Source organism: Halomonas borealis, from assembly GCF_004798905.1.
Lineage (GTDB): Bacteria > Pseudomonadota > Gammaproteobacteria > Pseudomonadales > Halomonadaceae > Halomonas > Halomonas borealis.
The window spans coordinates 98,574-122,523 of sequence record NZ_SDMO01000011.1 but is presented as its reverse complement, the minus strand read 5'-3'; the positions used below and the strand labels follow the sequence as shown (position 1 = coordinate 122,523).

Here is a 23,950-nt window from a genome sequence, read left to right as displayed (position 1 = left end):
AAAGAAAACAAGTGCTTCTACCACCCATCACCGCCTGCAACGTTGCCCGTCGCCGGCAGCGGATGCGTACTTTACGGGCTACGGCGGAGAGACGCAAGGGCTAATTTCGGGACGGACGGTATCGTCGCGCTGACGCAGGAATGGAGGCACGCCAACCGCCACGCCAAACCATCCACACCCCTCCGCCAGAGCAACCGCCTGTGGATAGACGCACAAGCGCGCCACTCGCCGCCCGGAGACGCGAACGCCCGCGCGAGGCGGGCGTTCATGACCAGCAAGCATACCGCGATTCCCTTCAGGGCGTCGCCTTCATCTTGCGCCATAGGGCGCACACCGGGCCGGAGGCGACATAGGTGCCGAACAGCAGCAACAGCATGACCGATGGCTCGATGGAGATCACCACGAAACCCAACACGATGGCCAGTAACACGACGAACGGCACGGGCCCCTTGAGGTCGACGTCCTTGAAGCTGTAATAGCGGACGTTGCTGACCATCAGCACACCGGCCGCGCCGACCAGGAACAGCATCAGCAGCTTGAAGCCGAAGGCATCGGCATCGAAGCTATGGAAGGTCCAGACGCTGGCGGCGACGACGGCTGCGGCCGAAGGACTCGGCAGGCCGATGAACCATCGCTTATCGACGCTGCCGATCTGCACGTTGAAGCGCGCCAGGCGAAGAGCGGCGCAGGCGACATAGAGGAAGGCCACCACCCAGCCGGTCTTGCCTACGTCCTGGAGAATCCAGGTGAAGGCCACCAGCCCAGGCGCCACGCCGAAGGACAGCATATCGGAGAGCGAGTCGAACTCCGCCCCGAAGGCGCTCTGGGTATTGGTCAGGCGCGCCACCCGGCCATCCAGGCCGTCGAGCACCATGGCGATGAAGATGGCGATGGAGGCCGAGATAAAATCACCGTCGATGGCGGCCACCACGGCGAAGAAGCCGGAGAACAGCGCCGAGGTGGTGAACAGGTTGGGCAGCAGGTAGATCCCCTTGCGACGGACCGTCTTGCCATCCTCCAGCGCTTCCTCGACGACCTCCGACTCGCGCAGGAAAGTCCTGGCCAGATCGTCGTCGTCGCGGGGCGGCGTCTCTTGATCGCGGTTGCTGGGTTCCTGACTCATGGTGTCATCCGTTGCGGCTTGTGTTGTCCCCATTCTACACATAGAGCCGGGCAGGACTCATTGTCCACACCAACGGGGGGCGCGGTTTCCCGCGCCCCCCCTGCCGTCAGCCGTATGGGCCGTTCGATCAATTCTTGGACTTATCGACCAGCTGGTTGGCGGCGATCCACGGCATCATGCCGCGCAGCTTCTCGCCCACCTGCTCGATGGGGTGCTCGGCGTTCAGGCGGCGACGCGCGGTCATCGACGGGTAGTTGGAGTTCCCCTCGTTGATGAACATCTTGGCGTACTCGCCGGTCTGGATGCGCTTCAAGGCGTTGCGCATGGCGTCACGGGACTGCTCGTTGATGATCTCACCGCCGGTGACGTACTCGCCATACTCCGCGTTGTTGGAGATCGAGTAGTTCATGTTGGCGATGCCGCCCTCGTACATCAGGTCGACGATCAGCTTGAGCTCGTGCAGGCACTCGAAGTAGGCCATCTCCGGCGCATAGCCGGCCTCGGTCAGGGTCTCGAAACCGGCCTTGACCAGCTCGACGGCACCACCGCAGAGCACCGCCTGCTCGCCGAACAGGTCGGTCTCGGTCTCGTCCTTGAAGCTCGTCTCGATGATGCCGGTGCGGCCGCCACCGACGCCTGCCGCGTAGGACAGGGCCAATTCCTTGGCGCTGCCGGTCGCATCCTGGTGGATGGCGACCAGGTCGGGAATGCCACCGCCGCGGACGAACTCGGAGCGCACGGTATGACCCGGCGCCTTGGGCGCGATCATGATCACGTCCAGGTCGCTGCGCGGCTCGATCTGGTTGTAGTGGATGTTGAAGCCATGGGCGAAGGCCAGGGTCGCGCCTTGCTTCAGGTGCGGGGCGACCTGCTGCTCATAGATGGCCTTCTGGTTCTCGTCGGGAGCCAACAGCATCACCACGTCGGCGGCCTTGGCGGCCTCTTCCACGGAGGCGACCTTGAGACCGGCGGCCTCGGCCTTGGCGGCGGAGGACGAGCCTTCACGCAGCGCGACGATGACGTCGACGCCGGACTCCTTCAGGTTGTTGGCGTGGGCATGGCCCTGGGAGCCGTAACCCACGATGGCCACCTGCTTGCCCTGGATGAGGGAGAGATCGCAGTCCTTGTCGTAATACACGCGCATGTGAGGCTCCTGAAAACGAGTATGCAAAAGAGGTATCAGCGTTGATGGCCACCCGCGCCGTCTTGTCGCGGCGCTGGGAGTCGGGCCCCGGGTCTGTGTGCCCGGTCGATGCAACGACTCTACGACAGGCATATCATTGCGTAAAACGCTATATTTGCAACGACACATCCCAGAATATGGCATGACGACCTTATGGACATGCGCCCCCTGAAGCACTTCCTCGTCCTGGCCGACACCCGGCACTTCGGCCGCGCCAGCGAGGCCTGCCACGTCAGCCCGTCCACGCTTTCACGCACCATCCGCCAGCTGGAGGAGAGCCTCGGCGTGCGCCTCTTCGAGCGCGACAACCGTCACGTCACGCTGACCCGCCAGGGCCAGCATTTCCATGACTACGCCCGCGATGCCCTGGAGGAGTGGGAGCGGCTACGCCGGTCGATGATGAGCGAGGCGCAAGCGCTGACCGGCGAGATCAGCATCTACTGCTCGGTGACCGCCAGCTACAGCTTCCTCTACGACCTGCTCAGCGAGTTCCGTACCCGCCACCCCGGCATAGAGCTCAAGCTCCACACCGGCGACCCCGCCCAGGCGATGTCCCGAGTGCTGTCGGGCGACGAAGACATGGCGATCACCTCCCGCCCACGGCGGCTCCCCGAGGCCCTGGCCTTCAAGTCGCTGACTCGCTCCCCGCTGGTGTTCATCGCCCCGCCGGAGCCCCGGCCCTGGATCCCCCCTACCCCGGAATCGCCGAGCACCGAACAATGGCGCGAGGTGCCGATGATCCTCTCCGAATCGGGTCTGTCGCGTGACATGATCGATACCTGGTTTCGGGCGCTCGGCGTCAAACCGCGCATCTACGCCCAGGTCACCGGCCATGAAGCCATCGTCAGCATGGTCAGCCTGGGCTTCGGCGTCGGCGTGGTACCGGGCATCGTACTGGAGGCGAGCCCGCTGGCCGAGCGAGTGCGGGTGCTGCCGGTCAAACCGGAGCTACCCCACTACGACGTCGGGCTCTGCGTGCTCAACCGGCGCTTGAAGAGCCCGCTGATCCACGCCCTGTGGGCCGAGGTCGAGGAGCACGGCTGAAGCGCTCTTTGGTCAACGAAAAAGCCGCCCCGTAGGGCGGCTTATGTGCACTCGCACGCGAGTAGACGAGTGTGATCGGCGATTACAGCGACAGCACCTTGTCGCCGCGCGCGATCCCCGACACCCCGGTCCGTGCCACCTCGAGCAGCCCCACCGGGGACATGGCCTCGAGGAAGGCATCCAGCTTGCCGGCATCGCCGGTGATCTGGACGGTGTACTGGCTCGGCGTCACGTCGACGATCTGCGCCCGGAAGATATCCACCGTGCGCTTGACCTCATCCCGCGCCGCGCCTAGCGCCTTGACCTTGACCAACATCAGCTCGCGCTCGATGTGGCTACCCTCGGTCAGGTCCACCAGCTTGACCACGTCGATCAGCTTGTTGAGGTGTTTGGTGATCTGCTCGATCACCCGGTCGTCGCCGACGGTGGTCACGGTCAACCGCGACAGGGTCTCGTCCTCGGTGGGCGCCACGTTGAGGGTTTCGATGTTGAAGTTGCGCTGGGAAAACAGCCCCACCACGCGAGACAGGGCGCCCGGTTCGTTTTCCATCAGAATCGAGATGATATGGCGCATCAGGTCCGCTCCGTCTTGGAAAGCAGCATGTCACGCATGGCACCCAGGGGCACCTGCATCGGATAGACGTGCTCGTGAGGATCCACGGCGACATCGAGGAACACCAGTTCATCGTTGTCGGCGAAGGTCTTCTCCAGGGCCGACTCGAGTTCCTCTCGCGTCTGCACCTTCAGGGCGGTGAAGCCATAGGCCTCGATCAGTTTCTGGAAGTCGGGCAGCGACTCCATGTAGGAATGCGCATGACGAGACTTGTAGTTCAGGTCCTGCCACTGACGCACCATGCCGAGCGAGGCATTGTTGAGGTTGATGATCTTGACGCCCCCCCCGAACTGCTTACAGGTCGAGAGTTCCTGCATCATCATCTGGAAGCTGCCCTCGCCGGTAAAGCAGACCACCTGCTCGTCGGGGAAGTTCTGCTTGATACCCATGGCCGCCGGAAAACCGAAGCCCATGGTGCCGAGCCCGCCGGAGGTGACGAAGCGGTTGGGCTTGTCGAACTTGTAGTACTGGGCGGCGAACATCTGGTGCTGACCCACGTCGGTGGTCACGTACGCCTGGCCGTGGGTCGCCCGGCAGACGGCCTCGATGACCTCCTGGGGCTTGAGCACCTCGCCGGCGGCGGACGGCTCATAGAGCTTGCCACGACGCTCCTCGCGCCAGCCGTCGATGCTCTGCCACCACTCGGCGAGCGCCTCGGAACTGACGATCTCGCGGCCCTGCAACAGGCTGATCATCTCGTTGATCACGCTGGCCGCCGGCCCCACGATCGGCACGTCGGCACGCACCGTCTTGGAGATCGAGCTGGGATCGATGTCCACATGCACGATCTTGGCCGTCGGACAGAACTTTGAGATGTTGTTGGTCACCCGGTCATCGAAGCGGGCCCCGATGGCGATGATCAGATCCGCGTGGTGCATGGCCATGTTGGACTCGTAAGAGCCGTGCATGCCCAGCCAGCCGAGGCTCTGGTCATCGCTCTGCGGGAAGGCACCGATACCCATCAGCGTGGTGGTGATCGGGAAGCCCAGCCGTTTGACCAAATCGGTCAAGCCGTCACTGGCCTCGCCGGTTACCACCCCACCGCCGGTATAGAAGACCGGACGACGCGCCTTGAGCATCATCTCCACGGCCTTCTTGATCTGGCCGGTATGGCCACGCGTCACCGGATTGTAGGAACGCAGCTTGGCCTTCTTCGGGTAGATATACTCGTAGCGCTCGGTGGGGGCGGTCATGTCCTTGGGAATGTCCACCACCACCGGCCCGGGGCGTCCGGTCGACGCCAGGTAGTATGCCTTCTTGAGGACTTCCGGAATCTCGCTCGGGTGCCTGATCGAGAAGCTGTGCTTCACGATCGGCCGGGTCACGCCGACGATATCGGTTTCCTGGAAGGCGTCTTCGCCGATCAGATGGCTCATCACCTGGCCACACAGCACCACCATGGGAATCGAGTCCATGTAGGCGGTGGCGATGCCGGTGACCGCATTGGTGGCACCGGGGCCCGAGGTGACAAGCACCGTGCCAGGCTTGCCGCTGGCCCGGGCATAGCCATCGGCGGCGTGGGTGGCGGCCTGTTCGTGGCGCACCAGGATGTGCTTGACCTTGTCCTGGCGGAACAGGGCGTCATAGATATGTAGCGCAGCGCCGCCGGGATAGCCGTAGATGTATTCGACGCCCTCGTCTTGAAGGAAGCGGGCGATCATGTCCGCGCCGGAAAGCAGTTCCACAGATGTTTCTCCCCTGGAGGTCTCGAGTGCGATCCGCGCCACGTCGGGCACGGGGTCGAGTGCGGCGGTATGCCGCGGCCGGTCGCGCCGGCACCTGATGCCAAACCCTGGCTCATTGAGGCCCTGTTAGGGCCAGCACTCTCATCGGGAACGCCGAAGCCATATCACGCTCGACCGCTCGTCGCGCGCGACACGCATCGGCCGCTCCCTCCACGGCGGATTACCGCGTCGGGGCATTGGCCAGGCCGGGCGGTTGGCCCGGACCCGGAAGTCCTTCGGCGGGTAGAGGCTGCGTGGCCTACCCTTCGCGCGGTAATGGGGGATCGCCCGCTGGGGTCCGCGCCCGATTATCAGGATGCATCAAGATTCCAATAGCGCCGCGGAAGTGTCAACCGCGAACCCCGGTGTCATCGCACGGAGCCATGCTCTAGGCAGGGGGAACACGCCATGAATGAGGCGCCGGTGGGGAGAAGAGAGAAGGCGGCGACCGGCCGCCGCGGGCTTGATGCCGGGGCGACGGCCCACCTGCCCCGGCCTGGCCGGGGCAGGCGGTCACGCCACGGGGCGTTTCACTGCCGGAAGACCAGGCGCTCGCCTTCGGCGTCGACCCTGATGACGTCGCCCGGCGCGAACGCCCCGGCCAGCAGGTCCTGGGCCAGCGGGTTCTCGATGCGGCTCTGAATCGCCCGCTTGAGCGGCCGCGCCCCGAACACCGGGTCGAAGCCCCCCTCGGCCAGTTGCGCCATGGCCGCATCGGAGACCTCGAGCGACAGCTCGTGCTCGGCCAGCCGCCCGCGCAGGCGCTCGAGCTGGATGGCGGCAATCGCCTGGATCTGCGCCTGGCGCAGGGCGTGGAACACCACCACCTCGTCGATGCGATTGATCAGCTCGGGGCGGAAGTGACTGCCGACCACGTCCATCACTGCGGACTTCATCTGCGCATAGCCGCCGTCGCCGCCGCCCATGCCCTGGATGACCTCGGACCCCAGGTTCGAGGTCATCACGATCACGGTGTTGCGGAAATCCACCGTGCGGCCCTGGCCATCGGTGAGGCGGCCGTCCTCGAGTACCTGCAGCAGGATGTTGAAGACATCGGCATGGGCCTTCTCGACCTCGTCGAGCAGCAGCACCGAGTAGGGCTTGCGGCGCACCGCCTCGGTCAGGTAACCGCCCTCCTCGTAGCCGACGTAGCCGGGAGGCGCGCCGATCAGCCGCGCCACGGAGTGCTTCTCCATGAACTCGGACATGTCGATGCGCACCATGGCCTCCTCGGTGTCGAAGAGGAAGTGGGCCAGCGACTTGCAGAGCTCGGTCTTGCCCACCCCGGTCGGCCCCAGGAACAAGAAGGAACCGTTGGGACGGTTCGGGTCGGCGAGCCCGGCCCGGGAGCGCCGCACGGCATTGGCCACCGCGGTGACCGCCTCGTCCTGGCCGATGACCCGCTCGTGAAGGGCTTCCTCCATGCGCAGCAACTTGTCGCGCTCGCCCTCGAGCATCTTGGCCACCGGGATGCCGGTCCAGCGCGACACCACCTCGGCGATCTCTTCCTCGGTGACATTGGAGCGCAGCAGCTGATGCTTGGCGGTATCGGCCTCGACGTCACTGGTCTCGGCGATCTTGCGCTCGAGCTCGGGGATCACCCCGTACTGCAGCTCGGACATCCGCCCCAGGTCGCCCTGGCGCCGCGCCTGCTCGAGATCGATGCGCGCGCGGTCGAGCTCGTCCTTGAACTGGGCCGCCCCTTGGATGCTCGCCTTCTCGGCCTTCCAGATCTCGTCGAGGTCGGCATACTCGCGCTCGAGTTCGCCGATCTGCTCCTCGAGGCCCGCGAGGCGCTTCTTGGACGCCTCGTCGGTCTCCTTCTTGAGGTGCTCGCGCTCCATCTTGAGCTGGATCAGCCGGCGGTCGAGGCGGTCCATGGCCTCCGGCTTGGAGTCGAGCTCCATGCGAATCCGCGAGCAGGCCTCGTCGACCAGGTCGATGGCCTTGTCGGGCAGCTGGCGATCGGTGATGTAGCGGGTCGACAGCTTGGCGGCGGCGATGATCGCGCCGTCGGTGATGTCGACGCCATGATGCACTTCGTAGCGTTCCTTGAGCCCGCGCAGGATGGCCACCGCATCCTCCTCGCTGGGCTCGTCGACCTGCACCTTCTGGAAACGACGCTCGAGCGCGGCATCCTTCTCGATGTACTGGCGATACTCATCGAGGGTGGTGGCACCGACGCAATGCAGCTCGCCCCGGGCCAGCGCCGGCTTGAGCATGTTACCGGCATCCATGGCGCCCTCGGCCTTGCCGGCACCGACCATGGTATGCAGCTCGTCGACGAACAGGATGACCCGGCCCTCTTCCTGCGCCAGCTCCTTGAGCACCGCCTTGAGGCGCTCCTCGAAATCGCCGCGGAACTTGGCCCCGGCCAGCAGCGCGCCCATGTCCAGCGACAGCACGCGCTTGTTCTTGATCCCCTCCGGCACCTCGCCATCGACGATACGGCTGGCCAGCCCCTCGACGATGGCGGTCTTGCCGACCCCGGGCTCGCCGATCAGCACCGGGTTGTTCTTGGTGCGCCGCTGCAGGACCTGGATGGTGCGGCGGATCTCATCGTCACGGCCGATCACCGGGTCGAGCTTGCCGCTGGCCGCCCGTTCGGTGAGATCCAGGGTATATTTCTCCAACGCCTCACGACTCTCCTCGGCATTGGGGTCGCTGACCTTCTCGCCACCGCGCACGCCATCGATGGCGGTCGCCAGCGCCTGGCGGGTCAACCCGGCCTGGCCGAGCAGCTTGCTCACCGTGTGACGCATCTCCAGCGCGGCCAACAGCACCAGCTCGCTGGCGATGTACTGATCGCCACGCTTCTGGGCCTCACGATCGGTGAGGTTGAACAGCTTCATCAAGTCACGGGAGGGCTGCACCTCACCATCGAAATCGCCGACCTTCGCCAGGCCGTCGAGATGCCCGACCAGGCTATCGCGTAGCCGCGCGGCGTCGCCGCCGGCCTTCTGCACCAGTGCCTTGACGCCGGTATCGGTGGCATCGAGCAACACCAGCAGCAGGTGGCCCGGCTCGAGCTGGTTATGGCCATGCCCCACCGCCAGGGATTGGGCATCGGCCATGGCGTTCTGCAGCTTGGCGGTGAACTTGTCGATTCGCATGCGCGTTCCTCCGTCGGGATGGCGGGGCGAATCGGACGCGCCGCCTGGCCCGGTGTCATGGGTCTTGACATCTTAGATGGCGCCGGGGTGGCCGGCTTTCAAGTCGCCGACCAGGGAAAGCGTAGGTGGGATCGAAGGCAAGCGTCGCCGCGACTCATCTGAGCCAGATCATGCTGGCCATGCGGCCGGTGACACCATCGTCGCGGCGGTAGGAATAGAAACGCGATTCGCAGGCGGTGCAGAAGTGGCCGCCACTGATATGGGCGAGCCCCAACCGCTCGAGGCGTAGCCGCGCCAGCTTGTAAAGGTCGCCCATGTAATGCCCCAGCCGGTAGGGGCTCGGCACGAAGGCCTCGGCGGCCTCGGGCTGTACGGCGACGAAGGCCTCGCGCACCTCGCGGCCGACCTCGAACTGGGCGTTGGAGATCGCCGGCCCCAGCCAGGCCATCAGCGACTCGGGTGGCGCCCCCATGGCGGCCACCGTCGCCTCCAGCACGCCACCGGCCAGCCCCCGCCAGCCGGCATGGGCCACGCCGACCCGCCGGCCATCCTGGTCGCAGAAGAACACCGGCAGGCAGTCGGCGGTCAGCACCACGCAGGCATGCCCCCGGTCGAAGGCCACCGACGCATCGGCCTCCGGCGGGGCCTCGACGTACTCCGACTGGACCCGGGCGCCGTGGGATTGGTCGAGCCATAGCAGCGGCCGAGCGTCGCCGATCTCCTTGTGCAGCTGCCGACGGCATAACCCCACATGGGCGCTGTTATCCCCGACATGCTGCGCCGGATTGAAGGCGGCGAAGCGCCCCTGGCTGGGCCCGGTCTCGCGCGTGGTGACGCAGGCCGCCACCGACGCCGGCGCCGGCCAGTCGGGACGGATCAGGGTCGGGCGCAGGTCGAAGGCATCGCTCATCGCGGTTTCCTCAGCGTCGGGTCTCGCGGTCTTCGCGCAGGAAGTCCAGCAGCATCAGCATGTCATCCGGCAACGGCGCGCGGAAGGTCAGGGTCTCGCCACTGGCCGGATGCACGAAGGCCAGCTTGCGGGCATGCAGGGCCTGGCGAGGGAACTCGCGCAGCACCTCCTTGAGCGTCTCCCCGGCCCCGGCCGGCAGCTTCAGGCGCCCGCCATAGACCGGATCGCCGATCAGCGGATAGCGCAGGTGCGACAGGTGCACGCGGATCTGGTGGGTGCGCCCGGTTTCGAGCTTGCAGCGCACATGAGTGTGAGCGCGGAAGCGCTCCACCACCCGATAGCGCGTCACCGCCGGCTTGCCGGACGCCGTCACCGCCTGACGCTTGCGATCCTTAGGGTGGCGGCCGATGGCCGCCTCCACGCGCCCGCCGGCGGTCATCACCCCGACCGACACGGCGTCATACTCGCGGGACACGGTTCGCGCCTGCAGCTGCTCCACCAGCGCGGTCTGCGCGGCCAGGGTCTTGGCCACGACCATCAGCCCGCTGGTGTCCTTGTCCAGGCGATGGACGATGCCGGCCCGCGGCACGGTGGCAAGCGTGGGGCAGTAATGCAGCAGGCCATTGAGCAGGGTGCCATCGGGGTTGCCGGCGGCCGGGTGCACCACCAGGCCGGGCGGCTTGTTGATCACCAGCACCTCGTCGTCCTCGAACACCACCTCCAGGGGAATGTCCTGAGGCTCGAAGCGAGCGTCGTCCTCGACCACCGCGGTCAGCGCCACGGCCTCACCGCCATGGACCTTGTCGCGGGGCTTGGCCGGGCGGCCATCCAGGGTCAGGGCGCCGTCCTTGATCCAGGCCTTGAGGCGTTCCCGGGAGAAGTCGGAGAAGAGGTCGGCGGCGGCCTGGTCGAGGCGCAGGCCGGCCATGTGCTCGGGGACGCGGTGCTGGGCTTCGAAGGTCTGGGACATGGACTCGATGATCATCCGTCTGGGCGGTGGAGCGCTTCGCGACAGTGCACGCGGTACGGTGACTGCGTTTTGCCACGAGGTGCTTTATAGTGGGCGAATTCGGGCCGATTCTAGCACGGCCACCCAGGGTTGTTTGACACGAGGATCACGATGCGCGTTATCACGACCGGACCCCGCCTGGCCGTCATGTTGCTGGCGAGCGCCCTGCTGGCCGGCTGTGCCAGCACCGCCGAAGAGCAGGAAGCCCCGGACCTGCAGGAGCGTCAGCTCTACGACGAGGGGCGCTCGGCGCTGGAAGGCGGGCGCTTCACCACCGCCGTCAACCGGCTCGAGGCCATCGACACCCGCTTCCCGTTCGGCGACACCGCCGAGCAGGCCCAGCTGGAGTTGATCTACGCCTACTACGAGACCAACGACTGGGAGAAGGCCCGGGCCGCGGCCAGCCGCTTCATTCGCCTGCACCCGGATCACGCCCAGGTCGACTACGCCTATTACCTGCGCGGCCTGTCCGCCTGGCAGGCGGGACGCTTCAGCCTCGAAGGGCTCAAGCTGATCGACATCTCCAAGCGTGACCTGGGCGCCACTCGCGATGCCTATTCCGACTTCCGCGAGCTGGTCCAGCGCTTCCCCGACAGCCAGTACGCGCCGGATGCCGAGCAGCGCATCGTCTACCTGCGCAACCTGCTGGCCCGCCACGAGCTTCAGGTGGCCGACTTCTATCTGCGCAAGGGCGCCTACCTGGCCGCCGTGGAACGCGGCCGCTGGGTCATCGAGCACTACCCCGAGGCGCAGGCCACCCGCGATGCGCTGGCGACGATGGTCGAGGGTTACGTCGGGCTCGACATGGGTGAGCGCGCCCAGGAGACCCTGCGGGTGCTGATCGACAACGCCCCGGACCACCCGCGGCTCGATGGCCGCACCTTCGATCCTCAATACGTCAAGGCGGACCCGATCAGCGCCTGACAAGCTGCTGCATGAAACCGCTCGACGCATAAAGAAACCCCGAAGGCCGACGCCTTCGGGGTTTCTTGTCGCTCGGCGTTTGCCGCTAAGCGCCGCCCGGAGGGCTTACTCCCCCGGCTGCCAGCCATTGACGATCGGGTAGCGACGGTCACGCCCGAAGCCGCGGCGGGTCACCCGCACGCCCACCGGCGCCTGGCGCCGCTTGTACTCGCAGCGATCGACCAACCGCACGACCCTGTAGACATCCTCACGCTCGAAGCCGGCGTCGATGATCGCCTCGGCGCTCATGTCGCCCTCGATGTAGGCCATCAGGATGGCATCCAGGTCGTCGTAGTCCGGCAGCGAATCGCTGTCCTGCTGGTCCGGCGCCAGCTCGGCGGTCGGCGGCCGCTCGATGACCCGCTCGGGGATCGCCGGCGACTGGGTGTTGCGCCAGCGTGCCAGGCGATAGACCCAGGTCTTGTACACGTCCTTGATGGCATTGTACCCCCCCACCATGTCGCCATAGAGGGTCGCGTAGCCCACCGCCATCTCGCTCTTGTTGCCGGTGGTGAGCACCATCAGGCCCTTCTTGTTGGAGATCGCCATCAGCAGCACGCCGCGGCAGCGCGACTGCAGGTTCTCCTCGGTGGTGTCACGCTCGGTACCGGCGAAGCTCTCGGCCAGGGTCGACATGAACGACTCAACCATCGGCTCGATAGGCATCACCTCGTAGTCCACCCCGAGCAGCTCGGCCTGGGAGGCGGCATCCTGCTTGGAGATGTCGGCGGTGTAGTGATACGGCATCATCACCGCATGCACGCGCTGCGGGCCCAGCGCATCCACCGCGATGGCCAGCGACAGCGCCGAGTCGATGCCGCCGGAGAGCCCCAGCACCACACCCTGAAAGCCGCTCTTGTTGACGTAGTCGCGCAGCCCGGTGACCAACGCGCAGTAGAGGTCTTCCTCCGGCTCGACCGATTCGTCGACCTCGCCGGCCTGAGGCACCCAGCGCGACTGCTCGCGCACGAACTGCACCGGCATCAGCCCCACCGCCCAATGCGGGGCCTGCACCCGCAGCTGGCCGTCGGCGTCGACACAGGCCGAGCCGCCGTCGAACACCAGCTCATCCTGGCCGCCGATCTGATTGACGTAGACGATCGGCAGCGACACCTCCCGGGCGCGCTGCTCGAGCAACGCCAGGCGCTCGGTGGGCTTGTCCTGGTGGAAGGGCGAGGCATTGAGCGTGACCAGCACCTCGGCCCCGGCCTCCCGTGCCTGCTGAACCGGCGTCTCGTCCCAGATGTCCTCGCAGATCAGGATGCCCAGCGCCGCGCCCTTGTGCTCGATCACCAGCGGCCGGGTACCCACGGCGAAGTAGCGCTGCTCGTCGAACACCTCATAGTTGGGCAACGCCTGCTTGGCGTACTCATCGAGCCATTCGCCGTTGTAGAGCACGCCGGCCAGGTTCCAGTTCTGCCCCTCGCGGCGGCCCGGATAGCCGACGATCACCATCACGTCGCGGGACATCTTCTCGGCCATTCGCGCCCGCGCCTCGCGCAGGCGCGTCTCCATGGAGGGGCGCAGCAGCAGATCCTCCGGTGGATAGCCGGTCAGGAACAATTCGGGCAACACGACGATATCGGCACCATGCTCGATGCGCGCCTCGCGAACCGTCTCGATGGCCCGGTCGGTGTTGCCAGGAATGTCCCCCACCAGGGGGTCCAACTGAGCCATCACCAGCGTTAGGTCTTGCATGGGCGTAGAAATCTCTCGAGAATCCATGGATACCCGCATTGTCCCGCAAGGGCGGTCGAGTGGCAAAGGCGGTCGATACGCTACAGGGAGCGCTTAAGGATGAACCTCTTGCTGATCCGGCTGATCATCTTCGCCGTGCTGTTCTTCGCCGGCCTCAAGCTCTATCGCATGTATCGCGAATGGAAGCTCGAACGCGAAGACAACGCCCAGCCCTCCCAACAGGGCGGGCAGATGGTGCGCTGCGCCTGGTGTCGGGTCCACCTCCCGGAAAACGACGCCCTGCGCGAACGTGGCGAATGGTTCTGCTCCACCGACCACCGCGACAAGTTCCTGCAAGAACGCCGGCGCGAAGACTGAAGGCGCGCCCGACGGGCCGCATGCTTACCTCGAAGCCGCCAGTCGCGTCTCAAGGCGATACGGCATCGGATCGAGGATCGGCTCGCGGCCCAGCAGTTCATCGACCAACAGGTGCGTCGAGGCCGGGGCCAGCACCAGGCCATTGCGATAGTGGCCGGCATTGACGTAGAGCCCTTCCACGCCCGGCGCCGGGCCGATGAATGGCACCCCGTCTGGCGACCCCGGGCGCAGCCCCGCCCAGTGATGCTCGATCTCGCATTCGGCCAGCGCCGGCACGATCCCGATCGCCGACTCCCGCAATGACGCCCGCGCGTCATCGTCCGGCGTCTTGTCGAAGCCGCGTTCCTCGAGGGTCGAGCCGGCCAGCACGCGACCATCGGCGCGAGGAATCACATAGCGACCATCCCGCAGCACGACCCGCTTCACCAGCCCCGGCGGCGCCTTGAACAGGATCATCTGCCCCTTCACCGGGCGGATCGGCAGCGCGACGCCGGCCCGCTCGAGCAGCCCCGCCGCCCAGGCGCCACCGCAGACGATCGTGCGTGCGCCCGCGACGGGGCCCTCCGAGGTCTCGACGCCCGTCACGCGGCCTTCGGCCCCACGAAAGCCCGTGACCTCGCAGCCTTCACGCAGCGTGACACGAGGCATGTCTTCGAGCCGACGGCGCAGCGCCTGGCCGAGGTGCGGGTTGCGGAGGCTGCCCAGGGTCGGCATCCACAGCGCCTCCTCGAGGCCCGGGGCGACCTGCGGCTCCTTGGCATAGAGAAAGCTGGAGGAAACCCGTTCCAACGGCTTGCCCACCTCTCGGGCCCAGCCCATGGCCTGGGCCTCGTCGGCCACACTCAGGTAGAGCAGCCCTTTCTGGCGGTACTCCGGGTCTATCCCGGTCTCCTCGCACAGGCGCAGGGCCAGCGCCGGATAGCTGCCCTCCGACCAGCTCGCGAGGCGCGAGATGGGGGCCGAATGGCGCCAGGGGTAGAGCGGTGAGACGATGCCGCCCCCCGCCCAGGAGGCTTCACGGCCACAGCGGCCGCGTTCGAGAAGGGTGACAGCATGGCCGGCATCGGCCAGTTGCAGGGTCGTCATCATGCCGATGACGCCCCCGCCCACGACGAGGAAATCGCTCACGAAACGTGTCCGAGTTGACTGACGGAAGGAATAAGGCGCCTGATCGATAGTAAACGGGTACCGTGAAGCAAACCGAGAGTTCTCCCGGGAGGGCGACATGGCACCCGGCGCCACCCAAGCTCAACACCTTACCGAGAAGACCGGAGGATGGCCAAAGCCCACCGACACCGGCTTCACCCTGATCGAGCTGCTGGTGACACTCGCGGTGGTCGTGATCCTGGTCACCGTGGCCGTGCCCGGCTTCCAGCGGCTCATGGCGCGCAACGAGGTCGCCGTCGAGGTGATGCGGCTGAAGACGGCACTCGCCATGACGCGTAGTGTCGCCATCACCCGCCGACACACCGTCACCCTGTGCCCCAGCGAGGACATGGCCCAGTGCGCGCTCGATGACGATGCCGATGGCCAGGCCTGGCTAACGACCCTGGCCCTCTTCGATGGGCAGGGGAAGCCCGGCGATGAATTGATACGGACGTTCGGCGAGAGTCACCTGCCGGCCCTGACCTATCGCAACGATGACCGCCCGGTCCGCTACGCGGCGCTGGGGCGCGCCTCAGGGTATAACGGCACCTTCCGGCTGTGCGGCAGGCAGGATGAGGGCGCCAAGGTCATTCTCAGCAACATGGGGCGAGTGCGTATCGAACCCGATAGGCCGGAGTGCTGAACCCGGCCTGCTGACCCGATGCTTCACCGGAGCATCCCTCGAACTTCCCGCCAGGAATAGCACCCCGCGCTACGATTCGTTTAGAGGGGACGGCCTCGCGGCCGGGACGTGCATGAGGCCCGCCTTCACATGGGCTCCCACAGCATGCCTCCACTCTCGACTTCGCCCGGTTCGTCCGGCTCCCCGCCTGTCACCTCGGTTCTACCATTGAAGGCAATCGCCCCATTGGAAACAATACTGCCTGAGATATTGGACCTTCCCGAGAGGCTGATGCTACCACTCGCCCAGATCAGCCCGCTTATCTCTTTATTTCCGAAACCCTTGAAACGTATCTCACCACTGGAGACAAACGACGCCGCGACATCTCCCTTGACCTTCAGCCCTTTCTTTCCCCCTAAACTGCCATCCGCCACGACCGTCATTCCATCGAGCCGGGAGTCGACGTCTCCCTCGAAGACACCATCACAAAACACGATGCTGGCCGCTCCCCGCGAAAAACTCGAGTCACAGCTCTCGACAACCGCCCCATCCCCCGAGGCAAGTTTGGCTTTCACCTCATCAATAAATCCTGTCCGGGTAGGGTCTGCGGGGTGTCGAGACCTAGGATCGGGCACATTGTGCGTGCCGGCATTCATCTTCGACTCTCCCGAGACCGACGAGGCAGGATTCATCGTGTAAGGACCACCCGAAAGGATCGCATAATCAAAGATACCATCGGGGAATGGCACACCGGCCTCATCTTCCGCCCCCTCGCCCACCATCAAGAAGCGATGAGCAATAATCACATCTCCAGGCCTTACATAGCCCATGAACAGCTGGACGTCTCGCCCCTCTGAGTTGGTGCAGGTAAGGCTCCTGTAATAAACACCTTCTGCCCCCGCACTCCTTTCATCGCCCCACTCTTCCAGCCCGACATTTGCATTGGGATACTCTGCCGCATCGGCACAAGAAACACCCTTACCATGACTAGCGGAACCCGGGAATTCGGCGGATCCACCATACTCGGCGGCCATCTGTGCTTCGGACTGCGCCCGATAATTACCCGCCAACCGCTCATCGATCATGGACGACTGCATACTCGTCACCCCCAGCATCAGCGACATCGTCAATAGCGAGAGAACCACAACCAAGGCGGCACCTTGCTGCCTGCGTCTCATCGACTTCCCCTCCGCATCAGCACAAAAACCAACTCAGGGGAGGAGGCCACGCGCACACACCGTCATCGTCGTTATCATCGCCGTCACCGCTATCACCGCCGTCACCGCCGTCACCGCCGTCACCGCCGTCACCGCCGTCACCGCCGCCATGATCGCTATCCCCAAGGCCGCTCGCCACCGCCGCCGTACGATTCACCGCTGAGAATGTCAAAGCCTCAAACTTGCGGGACCCATCCGTCGCCATCAAACGAAACGTGATCCGTAAAACGCCATCATCGGGCCATTCCGCGTCATCAACCTCGAACCCGGGGGTATCGCCGCCCTCACCATCGCCGAAAAAACCTCCGACGACATCGTCATCGTAAGCGACCTTGTCATTACAGCTAACCTCGACATGCAAGAAGGCTTCGCCGGTCTCGGCACTCGAACGTAAACTATATTGTTTCTTGACCGGGGCACCCTCGGAACAGCCCGAGCTCCCGACATCGGAGCGATTGGGAACACTCAGCTCGAGCGTGCCGCTAGCGTCCTTCCATGGATCACCACCAGGGTCATGATGCGCTCGCCTGACGTCCCTCAACAGGCTCTCGGCGGCGAAGTTCACCGCCGCCTGTTTCTCGCCCAGCCGTTCCACCTGTCGATGGGTCTGAAACACCGTCAGGAAAAGCTGGCCGGCGCCAAGAATGATGATCAGGCCGATGACCATGGCGACCATCAGCTCGACCAGCGAGAAGCCCTTATTCTTCTGCACCGCCCGCCCCCTCTGGTAGCCTGATGGTATAGGTCAGCGCTGGCGCCGCCTCACCCGCAAAGCGCTCATCCTCCCATGTCAGCGTCAGATCGAACTCACACTCACCCGATGACTCGAGGGGCGCTGGATCGAGCCCCGGCAGGAAGGTTTCCCACTGCGCATGCCATGTCCCGGCGGGGCCATTGACCTCACCTTCAGCGGGACATGTCAGGCTTCCGGATTCGGCCAGCCCGGCCCAGAGCCTTTCCTGCGCATCCTGTGCCGCCAGGCTGGCGATGGAGCGCTGATAGGCGGCATGAGCGCCCTGCAGGGACTTGAGCTGCATCGCGGCGATACCCAGCAGGCCGATGGAGAGCACCAGTAACGCCACCAGCGCCTCGATCAGGGTAAATCCTCGCGAGCTCATGATGACGAGCCTCGGCCGACACGCCCCAGCGGGCTCACGCCGACCACCCGCGCGTCGGCCCCCGAACGCATCAGGGTCAGGCGGCAGCCGGAGGTGCAGTTGGTGGCCTTGCCCAGGGCGTCGAACGTCACCGCGAAATCCTCATCGTCCACCGTTAACATGCCATCTCCGGCACGCCGCACACGCAGCGGCTCAGAAGTGTCTTCCACTGTCACTCGATACCCCCAGGACGCGGCATCCGCCATCTCGAAGGTCACCGCCTGGCGTCGCTTGATCGCCTCGCTCCGGGCGACATTCAACCCGACGAGCACCTCGTTATAGCCGGACCGCACACGATTGTCGGCCAGCATATGCTGGAAGCCCGGCAGCGCCACGGTGGCCAGGATCACGACCACGGCAAGCGTCACCAGCAGCTCGATCAACGTGAAGCCTGACGATTCCCGCATGCTCAATCCCAGCAGGCCTCGGGGCCACGGCTGCCATCGCTTTTCACCCATAGGGTCTGGCAGCCAGAGGAAACCCGCTTGCCGCCCGTGGCCTGCAGCGTGAAGGTGCTCCCGGGCTCACCCTCGAACTCGATCGTGGGATACACCCCGTCGGGCGAGGCCGTCGTCTGTAGGCACGACGCCTCATACGCATAACGCTGGGTATAACAGCGCTCCATTTCCCCGGCGGCTTGCATCAGCCCCGCCTGCCCATCCGTGACTCGCGAGCGCTCCACGTAGCCCGTATAGCGGGGGTAGGCGATGGCCGCCAGGATGGCGATGATCGCCACGACGATGATCAGCTCGATCAGCGTGAAGCCTCGCACTCTCCGCCCCGGCGGCAGGTGGCGAGCCGCTTCTTGGTGTCTGGCCTGAGTCACACTCACTGCCCTGCCTGGTGATATGTCGTTTCAGTATGTCCCAAGACCGCACCTCCCTGATAGGGCCCATGGAGCGTGCATCCGATAGCCCCATCTCATGTTGACGCCTGAGGTTCATGGGGCTTCGGGCTCACGCCCTGCGCCCAAGGTCGTGCCATCGGCGGAGCATCGCCAGCGCCCCTGCCGGGACGCACCCATGCACAAAAACACCGCCATCGCGGGGCGATGGCGGTGTCCAAGGCGCTCACTCACGGGCGCATCACTCGCTGGCGATCACCCGCTCGCGCAACTCACGGGGCATGGAGAAGGTGATCGTCTCCTCGCGACCGGCGAGCTCCTCGGGCGCTTGTGCGCCCAGCTCCTGCAACCGTTCGATCACGCCCTTCACCAGCACCTCGGGGGCGCTGGCCCCGGCGGTCACGCCCACCACGTTCACGCCCTCGAACCAGGCGGGATCGAGCTGTTCGGCGTTGTCGATCAGGTAGGCCGAGGTGCCCATCCGCTCGGAGAGCTCTCGCAGACGATTGGAGTTGGAGCTGTTGGTGCTGCCCACCACCAGCAGCAGGTCGCTGCCCGCGGCCAGCTCGCGCACCGCGTCCTGACGGTTCTGGGTCGCGTAGCAGATATCGTCCTTGCGCGGCCCCTGGATCTCGGGGAACTTGTCGCGCAGGGCATCGATCACCCGGGCGGTATCGTCCATGGACAGCGTGGTCTGGGTGACGAAGGCGATTCGGCTCGGGTCCTTCACCTCGAGCCTCGCCACGTCATCCTCGTCTTCGACCAGGTAGATGTGCCCGCCATGCGAGGTGTCATAGCGCCCCATGGTGCCCTCGACCTCGGGATGCCCCTGGTGGCCGATCAAGATGCATTCCTGGCCGTGGCGCGCATAGCGCAGCACTTCCATGTGCACCTTGGTCACCAGCGGGCAGGTGGCATCGAAGATCTTGAGGCCACGCCGCTCGGCTTCTTCCTGCACGGCGCGGGACACGCCATGGGCGGAGAAGATGACGATCACGTCGTCGGGCACCTCATCGAGCTCCTCGACGAAGACCGCCCCTCGCTCCCGCAGGCTGTCGACCACGAAGCGATTGTGCACCACCTCGTGGCGCACGTAGATGGGCGGCTCGAAGACATCCAGCGCGCTGTTGACGATATCGATGGCGCGATCGACGCCGGCACAGAAGCCACGCGGATTGGCCAGTTTGATCTGCACAGAATTAGCTTGCATAGGTTGCCTTGCCTTGATGCGTTGGCATCGTTTAACCGCCGAGGACAGCCCCAGCCGTGTCATCACAAGCCGGAAAGTGCTGACTTCCGTCGCGAGCGAAGAAAGGCTGGCTGCCGTCGGAGCACAGGACCGAGCGGCAGGAAATCAGTATTTTCCTAGTGGGTGGTGGCCGGCTTGACCTCGATCACCTCGACCTCGAAGGTCAGGGTACGCCCCGCCAGGGGATGATTGAAGTCCACCTCGACACGCTCGTCGTCGACGCTCTTGATCACGCCGGGCAGCTCGCCGCCGGCCGCATCGGCGAAGGACATCACCATGCCTTCCTCGGGGTCCTCGCTGGTGAAGTCCTCACGCTTGATGACCTGAATATTCTGCGGGTTGTGCTGGCCGAAAGCGTGCTCCGGGGTGATCGCGAAGCTACCGGACTCGCCCGCGCTCATTCCCTTGATCGGCTGTTCGAAACCCGGCGGCAGGTTGCCGTCACCCAACTGGAAGGTCGCCGGCGCCTTGTCGCGGGTCGAGTCCACCTGGGTGCCATCTTCCAGCTTGAGGGTGAAGTGCAGGGTGATTTCCATGCCCTCGTCGATGCTCAGGCCTTGTATATCGCTCATAGATTCTCTCGAAACGGTCGTGAAGGTCGCGTCAGGCGCGCCGCGCCCGGCGGCGCTCGCCGATGGTCGACTCCCAGATCAGCCCGATGGCGCCCAGGGTGATGCCGATGTCCGCGACATTGAAGGCCGGGTAGTACCAGCCGGCGGCGTGGAAGGAGAGGAAATCCACCACGTAGCCGTGCACCAGCCGGTCGTAGAGGTTGCCAAGCGCACCGCCGATGATCAGCGCCAGCGATACCGCCAGCAGACGCTCGCTCGCCTTCAAGCGCTTCATCCACAGCGTCAGGCCGATGCTCGCGGCCACCGCGATGGCCGCGAACAGCCAACGCTGCCAGCCCGGGTGGTCGGCCAGGAAGCTGAAGGCCGCGCCGGTATTGTGCAGCAGCGTCAGGTTGAAGAACGGCAGCACCTCGAGCGGCCGGGCATAGTCGAGCATGCCGGAGGCCAGCGCCTTGCTGCCCAGGTCCAACACGACCCAGGCCACGGCTAGCCACAACCAGCGCAGCGGCTTGTGCATGGGCGCCGTCTCGGCGCCCTCGGGAATCTCGGGCATGGTGCCCACCTCACGCATAATGACGGGTCTCGCCGGAGCCATCCGGCAGGTTGCTCACGCAGCGGCCGCAGAGATCGTCGTGCCCCTGGTGGGTGCCGACGTCCTCGCGATGGTGCCAGCAGCGCTCGCACTTGGTATGCAGGCTCGCCGCGACCGCGACCTTCAGGCCCTCCAGCTCGGTGGCCTCGGCGCCTTCGCCCGCCGCCAGCGGCGCCAGGTGGACCTCGCTGGTCAGCATCACGAAGCGCAGCTCGTCGCCGAGCTTGGCCAGCGTCGCCTGCAGGGCATCATCCACGTAGAGAGTGACCTCGGCGGCCAGGCTACCCTTGATGGCCTTGGCGTTGCGCGCGTCTTCCAGGCACTTGTTGACGGCCTGCTTGATCTCCAGCACCCGTTCCCAGAAGCCGCGTCCCATCTCGGCCGAGTCGTCCAGGGTCTCGAGCCCGGAGTAGTACTCCTCGAGCAGCACGCTCTCCGCACGCTTGCCCGGGATGTGCTCGAAGATCTCCTCGGCGGTGAAGGAGAGGATCGGCGCCACCCAGCGCACGAGCGCCTCGACCACGTGGTAGAGCGCGGTCTGGGCGCTGCGCCGGGCCAGCGAATCGGCCTGGGTGGTGTACTGGCGGTCCTTGATCACATCCAGATAGAAGCCACCCAGCTCGCGGGCACAGAAACCGTGCACCTGCTGGTAGACATCGAGGAAGCGGTACTCTTCGTAGGCGGTCTCGATGCGGGCCTGCAGCTGGGCGGCGCGGTCGACGACCCACCGGTCCAGGGCCAGCATCTCATCGAACGCCACCGCATCGCGGCTCGGCTCGAAACCATTGAGGTTGGCCAACAGGAACCGCGAGGTGTTGCGGATGCGACGATAGACATCGGCGGTGCGCTTGAGGATCTCGTCGGAGACCGCCATCTCGCCGCCGTAGTCGGTGGAGGCGACCCACAGGCGCAGGATGTCGGCGCCCAGCTTGTCCATCACCTCCTGCGGCGCCACCACGTTGCCCATCGACTTGGACATCTTGCGGCCATGGGCATCCACGGTGAAGCCATGGGTCAGCAGCCCCCGGTAAGGCGGATGGCCGTCGATGGCGCAGCCGGTCAGCAGCGAGGAATGGAACCAGCCGCGGTGCTGATCCGAGCCTTCCAGGTACAGATCGGCGATCGGCCCCTCGGCGTGACCATGCGGGTGCGAGCCGCGCAGCACATGGCGGTGGGTGGTGCCGGAGTCGAACCACACGTCCAGGGTATCGGTGACCTTCTCGTAGTCGGCGGCCTCGCCGCCCAGCAGCTCCGCCGGCTCGAGGCGGAACCAGGCGTCGATGCCCTCGGCCTCGACGCGGCTGGCCACGCTCTCCACCAGCTCGACGGTACGCGGATGCAGCTCACCGGTCTGCTTGTGCAGGAAGAACGGGATCGGCACGCCCCAGTTACGCTGGCGCGAGATGCACCAGTCGGGGCGATTGGCGATCATCGAGTGCAGCCGTGCCTGGCCCCAGCCGGGGGTGAAGGCGGTGCCCTCGATGCCTTCCAGCGCCTTCTCACGCAGGGTGCGGCCATCGCGGCCGGTCAGGTCCATGCCGACGAACCACTGGGCGGTGGCGCGATAGATCACCGGCGTCTTGTGGCGCCAGCAATGCATGTAGCTGTGGTTGATGGTCTTGTGATCCATCAACGCCCCCAGCTCACGGAGCTTGGCGACGATCTGCGGGTTGGCCTTCCAGATCAGCTGGCCGCCGAAGAACGGCAGGTCATCGACATACACGCCGTCGCCCTTGACCACGCTGATGAAGTCGCTGAAATCCATGCCGTAGCGGCGGCAGGAGTCGAAGTCGTCGACGCCGTGGACCGGCGCCGAGTGCACGATGCCGGTGCTGCCCTCGTCGATCGTCACGTAGTCGGCCAGGAAGATCGGGGCACGGCGATCATAGATCGGGTGGGCGAACTCGACTCGCTCCAGGCGCTCGCCGGTGGCGGTGGCGATGATCTCGCCCTCCAGGCCGAAGCGCTCGAGGCAGGACACCACCAGATCCTCGGCCAGCAGCAACAGGCGGTCGCCGGTGTCGACCAGCGCATAGGTGAACTCGGGGTGCACGTTCAGCGCCTGGTTGGCCGGGATCGTCCAGGGCGTGGTGGTCCAGATCACCACCGCCGCCGACTTGGGCAGGCTCGCGAGGCCGAAGGCCGCGGCCAGCTTGTCGTCCTCGGCACAGGCGAAGGCCACGTCGATGGCCTCGGACTTCTTGTCGGCATACTCCACCTCGGCCTCGGCCAACGCCGAGCCGCAGTCGAAGCACCAGTTCACCGGCTTCAGGCCCTTGAACACGTAGCCGCCCTCGACCATGTCGGCCAGGGCACGGATCTCACCGGCCTCGTTGGCGTAGTCCATGGAGCGGTAGGGGCTGTCCCAATCGCCGATCACGCCCAGGCGCACGAAGTCGGACAGCTGGCCCTGGATCTGCTCGGCGGCATATTCGCGACACAGTCCACGGGCCTGATCGGCCGCCAGATGCTTGCCGTGGGTGGTCTCTACCTTGTGCTCGATCGGCAGGCCATGGCAGTCCCAGCCCGGCACATAGGGCGCGTCGAACCCGGCCAGGTTCTTGGACTTGACGATGATGTCCTTGAGGATCTTGTTGACGGCGTGACCGATGTGGATGCTGCCATTGGCATAGGGGGGGCCATCGTGGAGCACGAAGACCTCGCGCCCTTGGCGCGCCTCGCGCAGCCGCCGATAGAGGTCCAGCTGTTGCCACTGAGCCACCCGCGCGGGCTCACGCTTGGGCAGCATGCCGCGCATGGGGAAGGCGGTTTCTGGCAGGTTCAGAGTGTGCTTGTAGTCGCTCATATCCTGGG

Annotated in this window: 22 protein-coding genes; 4 read left to right on the top strand and 18 right to left on the bottom strand. The window is 65.6% G+C overall.

Going from position 1 to position 23,950, the window contains the following annotated elements; all coding sequences use genetic code 11:
• Positions 1 to 295: 295 nt before the first annotated feature.
• On the bottom strand, positions 296 to 1,123 hold the full coding sequence (gene pssA / locus ETC07_RS11945) for a CDP-diacylglycerol--serine O-phosphatidyltransferase (RefSeq protein WP_136248748.1): 828 nt from the start codon (positions 1,121 to 1,123) through the stop codon (positions 296 to 298).
• A gap of 127 nt (positions 1,124 to 1,250) precedes the next feature.
• Complete coding sequence (gene ilvC, locus ETC07_RS11940; RefSeq protein WP_136248747.1) at positions 1,251 to 2,267, bottom strand: ketol-acid reductoisomerase; 1,017 nt, start codon at positions 2,265 to 2,267, stop codon at positions 1,251 to 1,253.
• 192 nt (positions 2,268 to 2,459) lie between these two features.
• Between ilvC and ilvY the strand changes: the two genes are divergently transcribed.
• Positions 2,460 to 3,350, top strand: a complete 891-nt coding sequence (ilvY, locus tag ETC07_RS11935) for an HTH-type transcriptional activator IlvY (protein ID WP_136248746.1) — start codon at positions 2,460 to 2,462, stop codon at positions 3,348 to 3,350.
• 82 nt (positions 3,351 to 3,432) lie between these two features.
• Here ilvY and ilvN read toward each other — a convergent pair whose 3' ends face one another.
• The 5 genes from ilvN to rluD all read right to left on the bottom strand — a co-directional run bounded on the left by ilvN (position 3,433) and on the right by rluD (position 10,680).
• Positions 3,433 to 3,924 (bottom strand): acetolactate synthase small subunit, encoded by a 492-nt coding sequence (gene ilvN, locus ETC07_RS11930; protein ID WP_136248745.1) that lies wholly within the window; start codon positions 3,922 to 3,924, stop codon positions 3,433 to 3,435.
• The gene (locus ETC07_RS11925; RefSeq protein ID WP_136248744.1) at positions 3,924 to 5,648 is read right to left on the bottom strand and encodes an acetolactate synthase 3 large subunit; all 1,725 of its coding nucleotides are present in this window, start codon (positions 5,646 to 5,648) and stop codon (positions 3,924 to 3,926) included. The genes ilvN and ETC07_RS11925 overlap by 1 nt, the downstream gene beginning before the upstream one ends.
• Positions 5,649 to 6,217: 569 nt before the next feature.
• Positions 6,218 to 8,800: an ATP-dependent chaperone ClpB gene (gene clpB / locus ETC07_RS11920; protein ID WP_136248743.1), complete on the bottom strand. Its 2,583-nt coding sequence runs from the start codon at positions 8,798 to 8,800 to the stop codon at positions 6,218 to 6,220.
• A gap of 154 nt (positions 8,801 to 8,954) precedes the next feature.
• Entirely contained in the window at positions 8,955 to 9,710 is a 756-nt protein-coding gene (gene pgeF, locus ETC07_RS11915; protein ID WP_136248742.1) for a peptidoglycan editing factor PgeF, read from the bottom strand.
• A 10-nt stretch (positions 9,711 to 9,720) separates the two neighbouring features.
• Positions 9,721 to 10,680, bottom strand: coding sequence for a 23S rRNA pseudouridine(1911/1915/1917) synthase RluD (gene rluD / locus ETC07_RS11910; RefSeq protein WP_136248741.1), 960 nt, complete (start codon positions 10,678 to 10,680; stop codon positions 9,721 to 9,723).
• Between the two features lie 150 nt (positions 10,681 to 10,830).
• Between rluD and ETC07_RS11905 the strand changes: the two genes are divergently transcribed.
• The gene (locus ETC07_RS11905) at positions 10,831 to 11,643 is read left to right on the top strand and encodes an outer membrane protein assembly factor BamD (protein ID WP_136248740.1); all 813 of its coding nucleotides are present in this window, start codon (positions 10,831 to 10,833) and stop codon (positions 11,641 to 11,643) included.
• Between the two features lie 105 nt (positions 11,644 to 11,748).
• On the opposite strand, the gene ETC07_RS11900 is transcribed toward ETC07_RS11905, so the two are convergent.
• Complete coding sequence (locus tag ETC07_RS11900; RefSeq protein WP_136248739.1) at positions 11,749 to 13,380, bottom strand: NAD+ synthase; 1,632 nt, start codon at positions 13,378 to 13,380, stop codon at positions 11,749 to 11,751.
• 99 nt (positions 13,381 to 13,479) lie between these two features.
• Between ETC07_RS11900 and ETC07_RS11895 the strand changes: the two genes are divergently transcribed.
• Positions 13,480 to 13,737 carry a PP0621 family protein gene (locus tag ETC07_RS11895; protein WP_136248738.1) on the top strand — a complete coding sequence of 86 codons (258 nt, stop codon included), beginning with the start codon at positions 13,480 to 13,482 and terminating at the stop codon, positions 13,735 to 13,737.
• A gap of 24 nt (positions 13,738 to 13,761) precedes the next feature.
• Here the strand turns inward: ETC07_RS11895 and thiO are convergent, their stop codons facing one another.
• Positions 13,762 to 14,865, bottom strand: a complete 1,104-nt coding sequence (gene thiO / locus ETC07_RS11890; protein ID WP_168709219.1) for a glycine oxidase ThiO — start codon at positions 14,863 to 14,865, stop codon at positions 13,762 to 13,764.
• Between the two features lie 97 nt (positions 14,866 to 14,962).
• On the opposite strand from thiO, the gene ETC07_RS11885 reads away from it, so the two are divergent.
• Positions 14,963 to 15,526 carry a GspH/FimT family pseudopilin gene (locus tag ETC07_RS11885; RefSeq protein WP_136248736.1) on the top strand — a complete coding sequence of 188 codons (564 nt, stop codon included), beginning with the start codon at positions 14,963 to 14,965 and terminating at the stop codon, positions 15,524 to 15,526.
• Between the two features lie 125 nt (positions 15,527 to 15,651).
• Here the strand turns inward: ETC07_RS11885 and ETC07_RS11880 are convergent, their stop codons facing one another.
• The 9 genes from ETC07_RS11880 to ileS all read right to left on the bottom strand — a co-directional run bounded on the left by ETC07_RS11880 (position 15,652) and on the right by ileS (position 23,942).
• Complete coding sequence (locus ETC07_RS11880) at positions 15,652 to 16,683, bottom strand: pilus assembly PilX family protein (RefSeq protein WP_136248735.1); 1,032 nt, start codon at positions 16,681 to 16,683, stop codon at positions 15,652 to 15,654.
• Between the two features lie 16 nt (positions 16,684 to 16,699).
• Positions 16,700 to 17,434 (bottom strand): PilW family protein, encoded by a 735-nt coding sequence (locus tag ETC07_RS15790; RefSeq protein ID WP_136248734.1) that lies wholly within the window; start codon positions 17,432 to 17,434, stop codon positions 16,700 to 16,702.
• On the bottom strand, positions 17,421 to 17,840 hold the full coding sequence (gene pilV / locus ETC07_RS11870; RefSeq protein ID WP_240724632.1) for a type IV pilus modification protein PilV: 420 nt from the start codon (positions 17,838 to 17,840) through the stop codon (positions 17,421 to 17,423). Before pilV ends, ETC07_RS15790 begins: the two co-directional genes overlap by 14 nt.
• Entirely contained in the window at positions 17,837 to 18,286 is a 450-nt protein-coding gene (locus ETC07_RS11865; RefSeq protein WP_136248732.1) for a GspH/FimT family pseudopilin, read from the bottom strand. The genes pilV and ETC07_RS11865 overlap by 4 nt, the downstream gene beginning before the upstream one ends.
• 2 nt (positions 18,287 to 18,288) lie before the next feature.
• Entirely contained in the window at positions 18,289 to 18,705 is a 417-nt protein-coding gene (locus ETC07_RS16005; protein ID WP_276605510.1) for a type IV pilin protein, read from the bottom strand.
• A 259-nt stretch (positions 18,706 to 18,964) separates the two neighbouring features.
• The gene (gene ispH, locus ETC07_RS11855) at positions 18,965 to 19,933 is read right to left on the bottom strand and encodes a 4-hydroxy-3-methylbut-2-enyl diphosphate reductase (RefSeq protein WP_136248731.1); all 969 of its coding nucleotides are present in this window, start codon (positions 19,931 to 19,933) and stop codon (positions 18,965 to 18,967) included.
• A 155-nt stretch (positions 19,934 to 20,088) separates the two neighbouring features.
• The gene (gene fkpB, locus ETC07_RS11850; protein WP_136248730.1) at positions 20,089 to 20,544 is read right to left on the bottom strand and encodes an FKBP-type peptidyl-prolyl cis-trans isomerase; all 456 of its coding nucleotides are present in this window, start codon (positions 20,542 to 20,544) and stop codon (positions 20,089 to 20,091) included.
• 31 nt (positions 20,545 to 20,575) lie between these two features.
• Positions 20,576 to 21,097 (bottom strand): signal peptidase II, encoded by a 522-nt coding sequence (gene lspA / locus ETC07_RS11845; protein ID WP_136248729.1) that lies wholly within the window; start codon positions 21,095 to 21,097, stop codon positions 20,576 to 20,578.
• Between the two features lie 10 nt (positions 21,098 to 21,107).
• Positions 21,108 to 23,942: an isoleucine--tRNA ligase gene (gene ileS / locus ETC07_RS11840; protein ID WP_136248728.1), complete on the bottom strand. Its 2,835-nt coding sequence runs from the start codon at positions 23,940 to 23,942 to the stop codon at positions 21,108 to 21,110.
• Between the last annotated feature and the right edge of the window lie 8 nt (positions 23,943 to 23,950).

Bases quoted from the DNA above. Each gene is read 5' to 3' on its own strand.
- pssA (WP_136248748.1), bottom strand. From the start codon at position 1,123: ATGAGTCAGGAACCCAGCAACCGCGATCAAGAGACGCCGCCCCGCGAC.
- ilvC (WP_136248747.1), bottom strand. From the start codon at position 2,267: ATGCGCGTGTATTACGACAAGGACTGCGATCTCTCCCTCATCCAGGGC.
- ilvY (WP_136248746.1), top strand. From the start codon at position 2,460: ATGGACATGCGCCCCCTGAAGCACTTCCTCGTCCTGGCCGACACCCGG.
- ilvN (WP_136248745.1), bottom strand. From the start codon at position 3,924: ATGCGCCATATCATCTCGATTCTGATGGAAAACGAACCGGGCGCCCTG.
- clpB (WP_136248743.1), bottom strand. From the start codon at position 8,800: ATGCGAATCGACAAGTTCACCGCCAAGCTGCAGAACGCCATGGCCGAT.
- pgeF (WP_136248742.1), bottom strand. From the start codon at position 9,710: ATGAGCGATGCCTTCGACCTGCGCCCGACCCTGATCCGTCCCGACTGG.
- rluD (WP_136248741.1), bottom strand. From the start codon at position 10,680: ATGTCCCAGACCTTCGAAGCCCAGCACCGCGTCCCCGAGCACATGGCC.
- ETC07_RS11905 (WP_136248740.1), top strand. From the start codon at position 10,831: ATGCGCGTTATCACGACCGGACCCCGCCTGGCCGTCATGTTGCTGGCG.
- ETC07_RS11900 (WP_136248739.1), bottom strand. From the start codon at position 13,380: ATGCAAGACCTAACGCTGGTGATGGCTCAGTTGGACCCCCTGGTGGGG.
- ETC07_RS11895 (WP_136248738.1), top strand. From the start codon at position 13,480: ATGAACCTCTTGCTGATCCGGCTGATCATCTTCGCCGTGCTGTTCTTC.
- ETC07_RS11885 (WP_136248736.1), top strand. From the start codon at position 14,963: ATGGCACCCGGCGCCACCCAAGCTCAACACCTTACCGAGAAGACCGGA.
- ETC07_RS11880 (WP_136248735.1), bottom strand. From the start codon at position 16,683: ATGAGACGCAGGCAGCAAGGTGCCGCCTTGGTTGTGGTTCTCTCGCTA.
- pilV (WP_240724632.1), bottom strand. From the start codon at position 17,840: ATGAGCTCGCGAGGATTTACCCTGATCGAGGCGCTGGTGGCGTTACTG.
- ETC07_RS11865 (WP_136248732.1), bottom strand. From the start codon at position 18,286: ATGCGGGAATCGTCAGGCTTCACGTTGATCGAGCTGCTGGTGACGCTT.
- ispH (WP_136248731.1), bottom strand. From the start codon at position 19,933: ATGCAAGCTAATTCTGTGCAGATCAAACTGGCCAATCCGCGTGGCTTC.
- fkpB (WP_136248730.1), bottom strand. From the start codon at position 20,544: ATGAGCGATATACAAGGCCTGAGCATCGACGAGGGCATGGAAATCACC.
- lspA (WP_136248729.1), bottom strand. From the start codon at position 21,097: ATGCCCGAGATTCCCGAGGGCGCCGAGACGGCGCCCATGCACAAGCCG.
- ileS (WP_136248728.1), bottom strand. From the start codon at position 23,942: ATGAGCGACTACAAGCACACTCTGAACCTGCCAGAAACCGCCTTCCCC.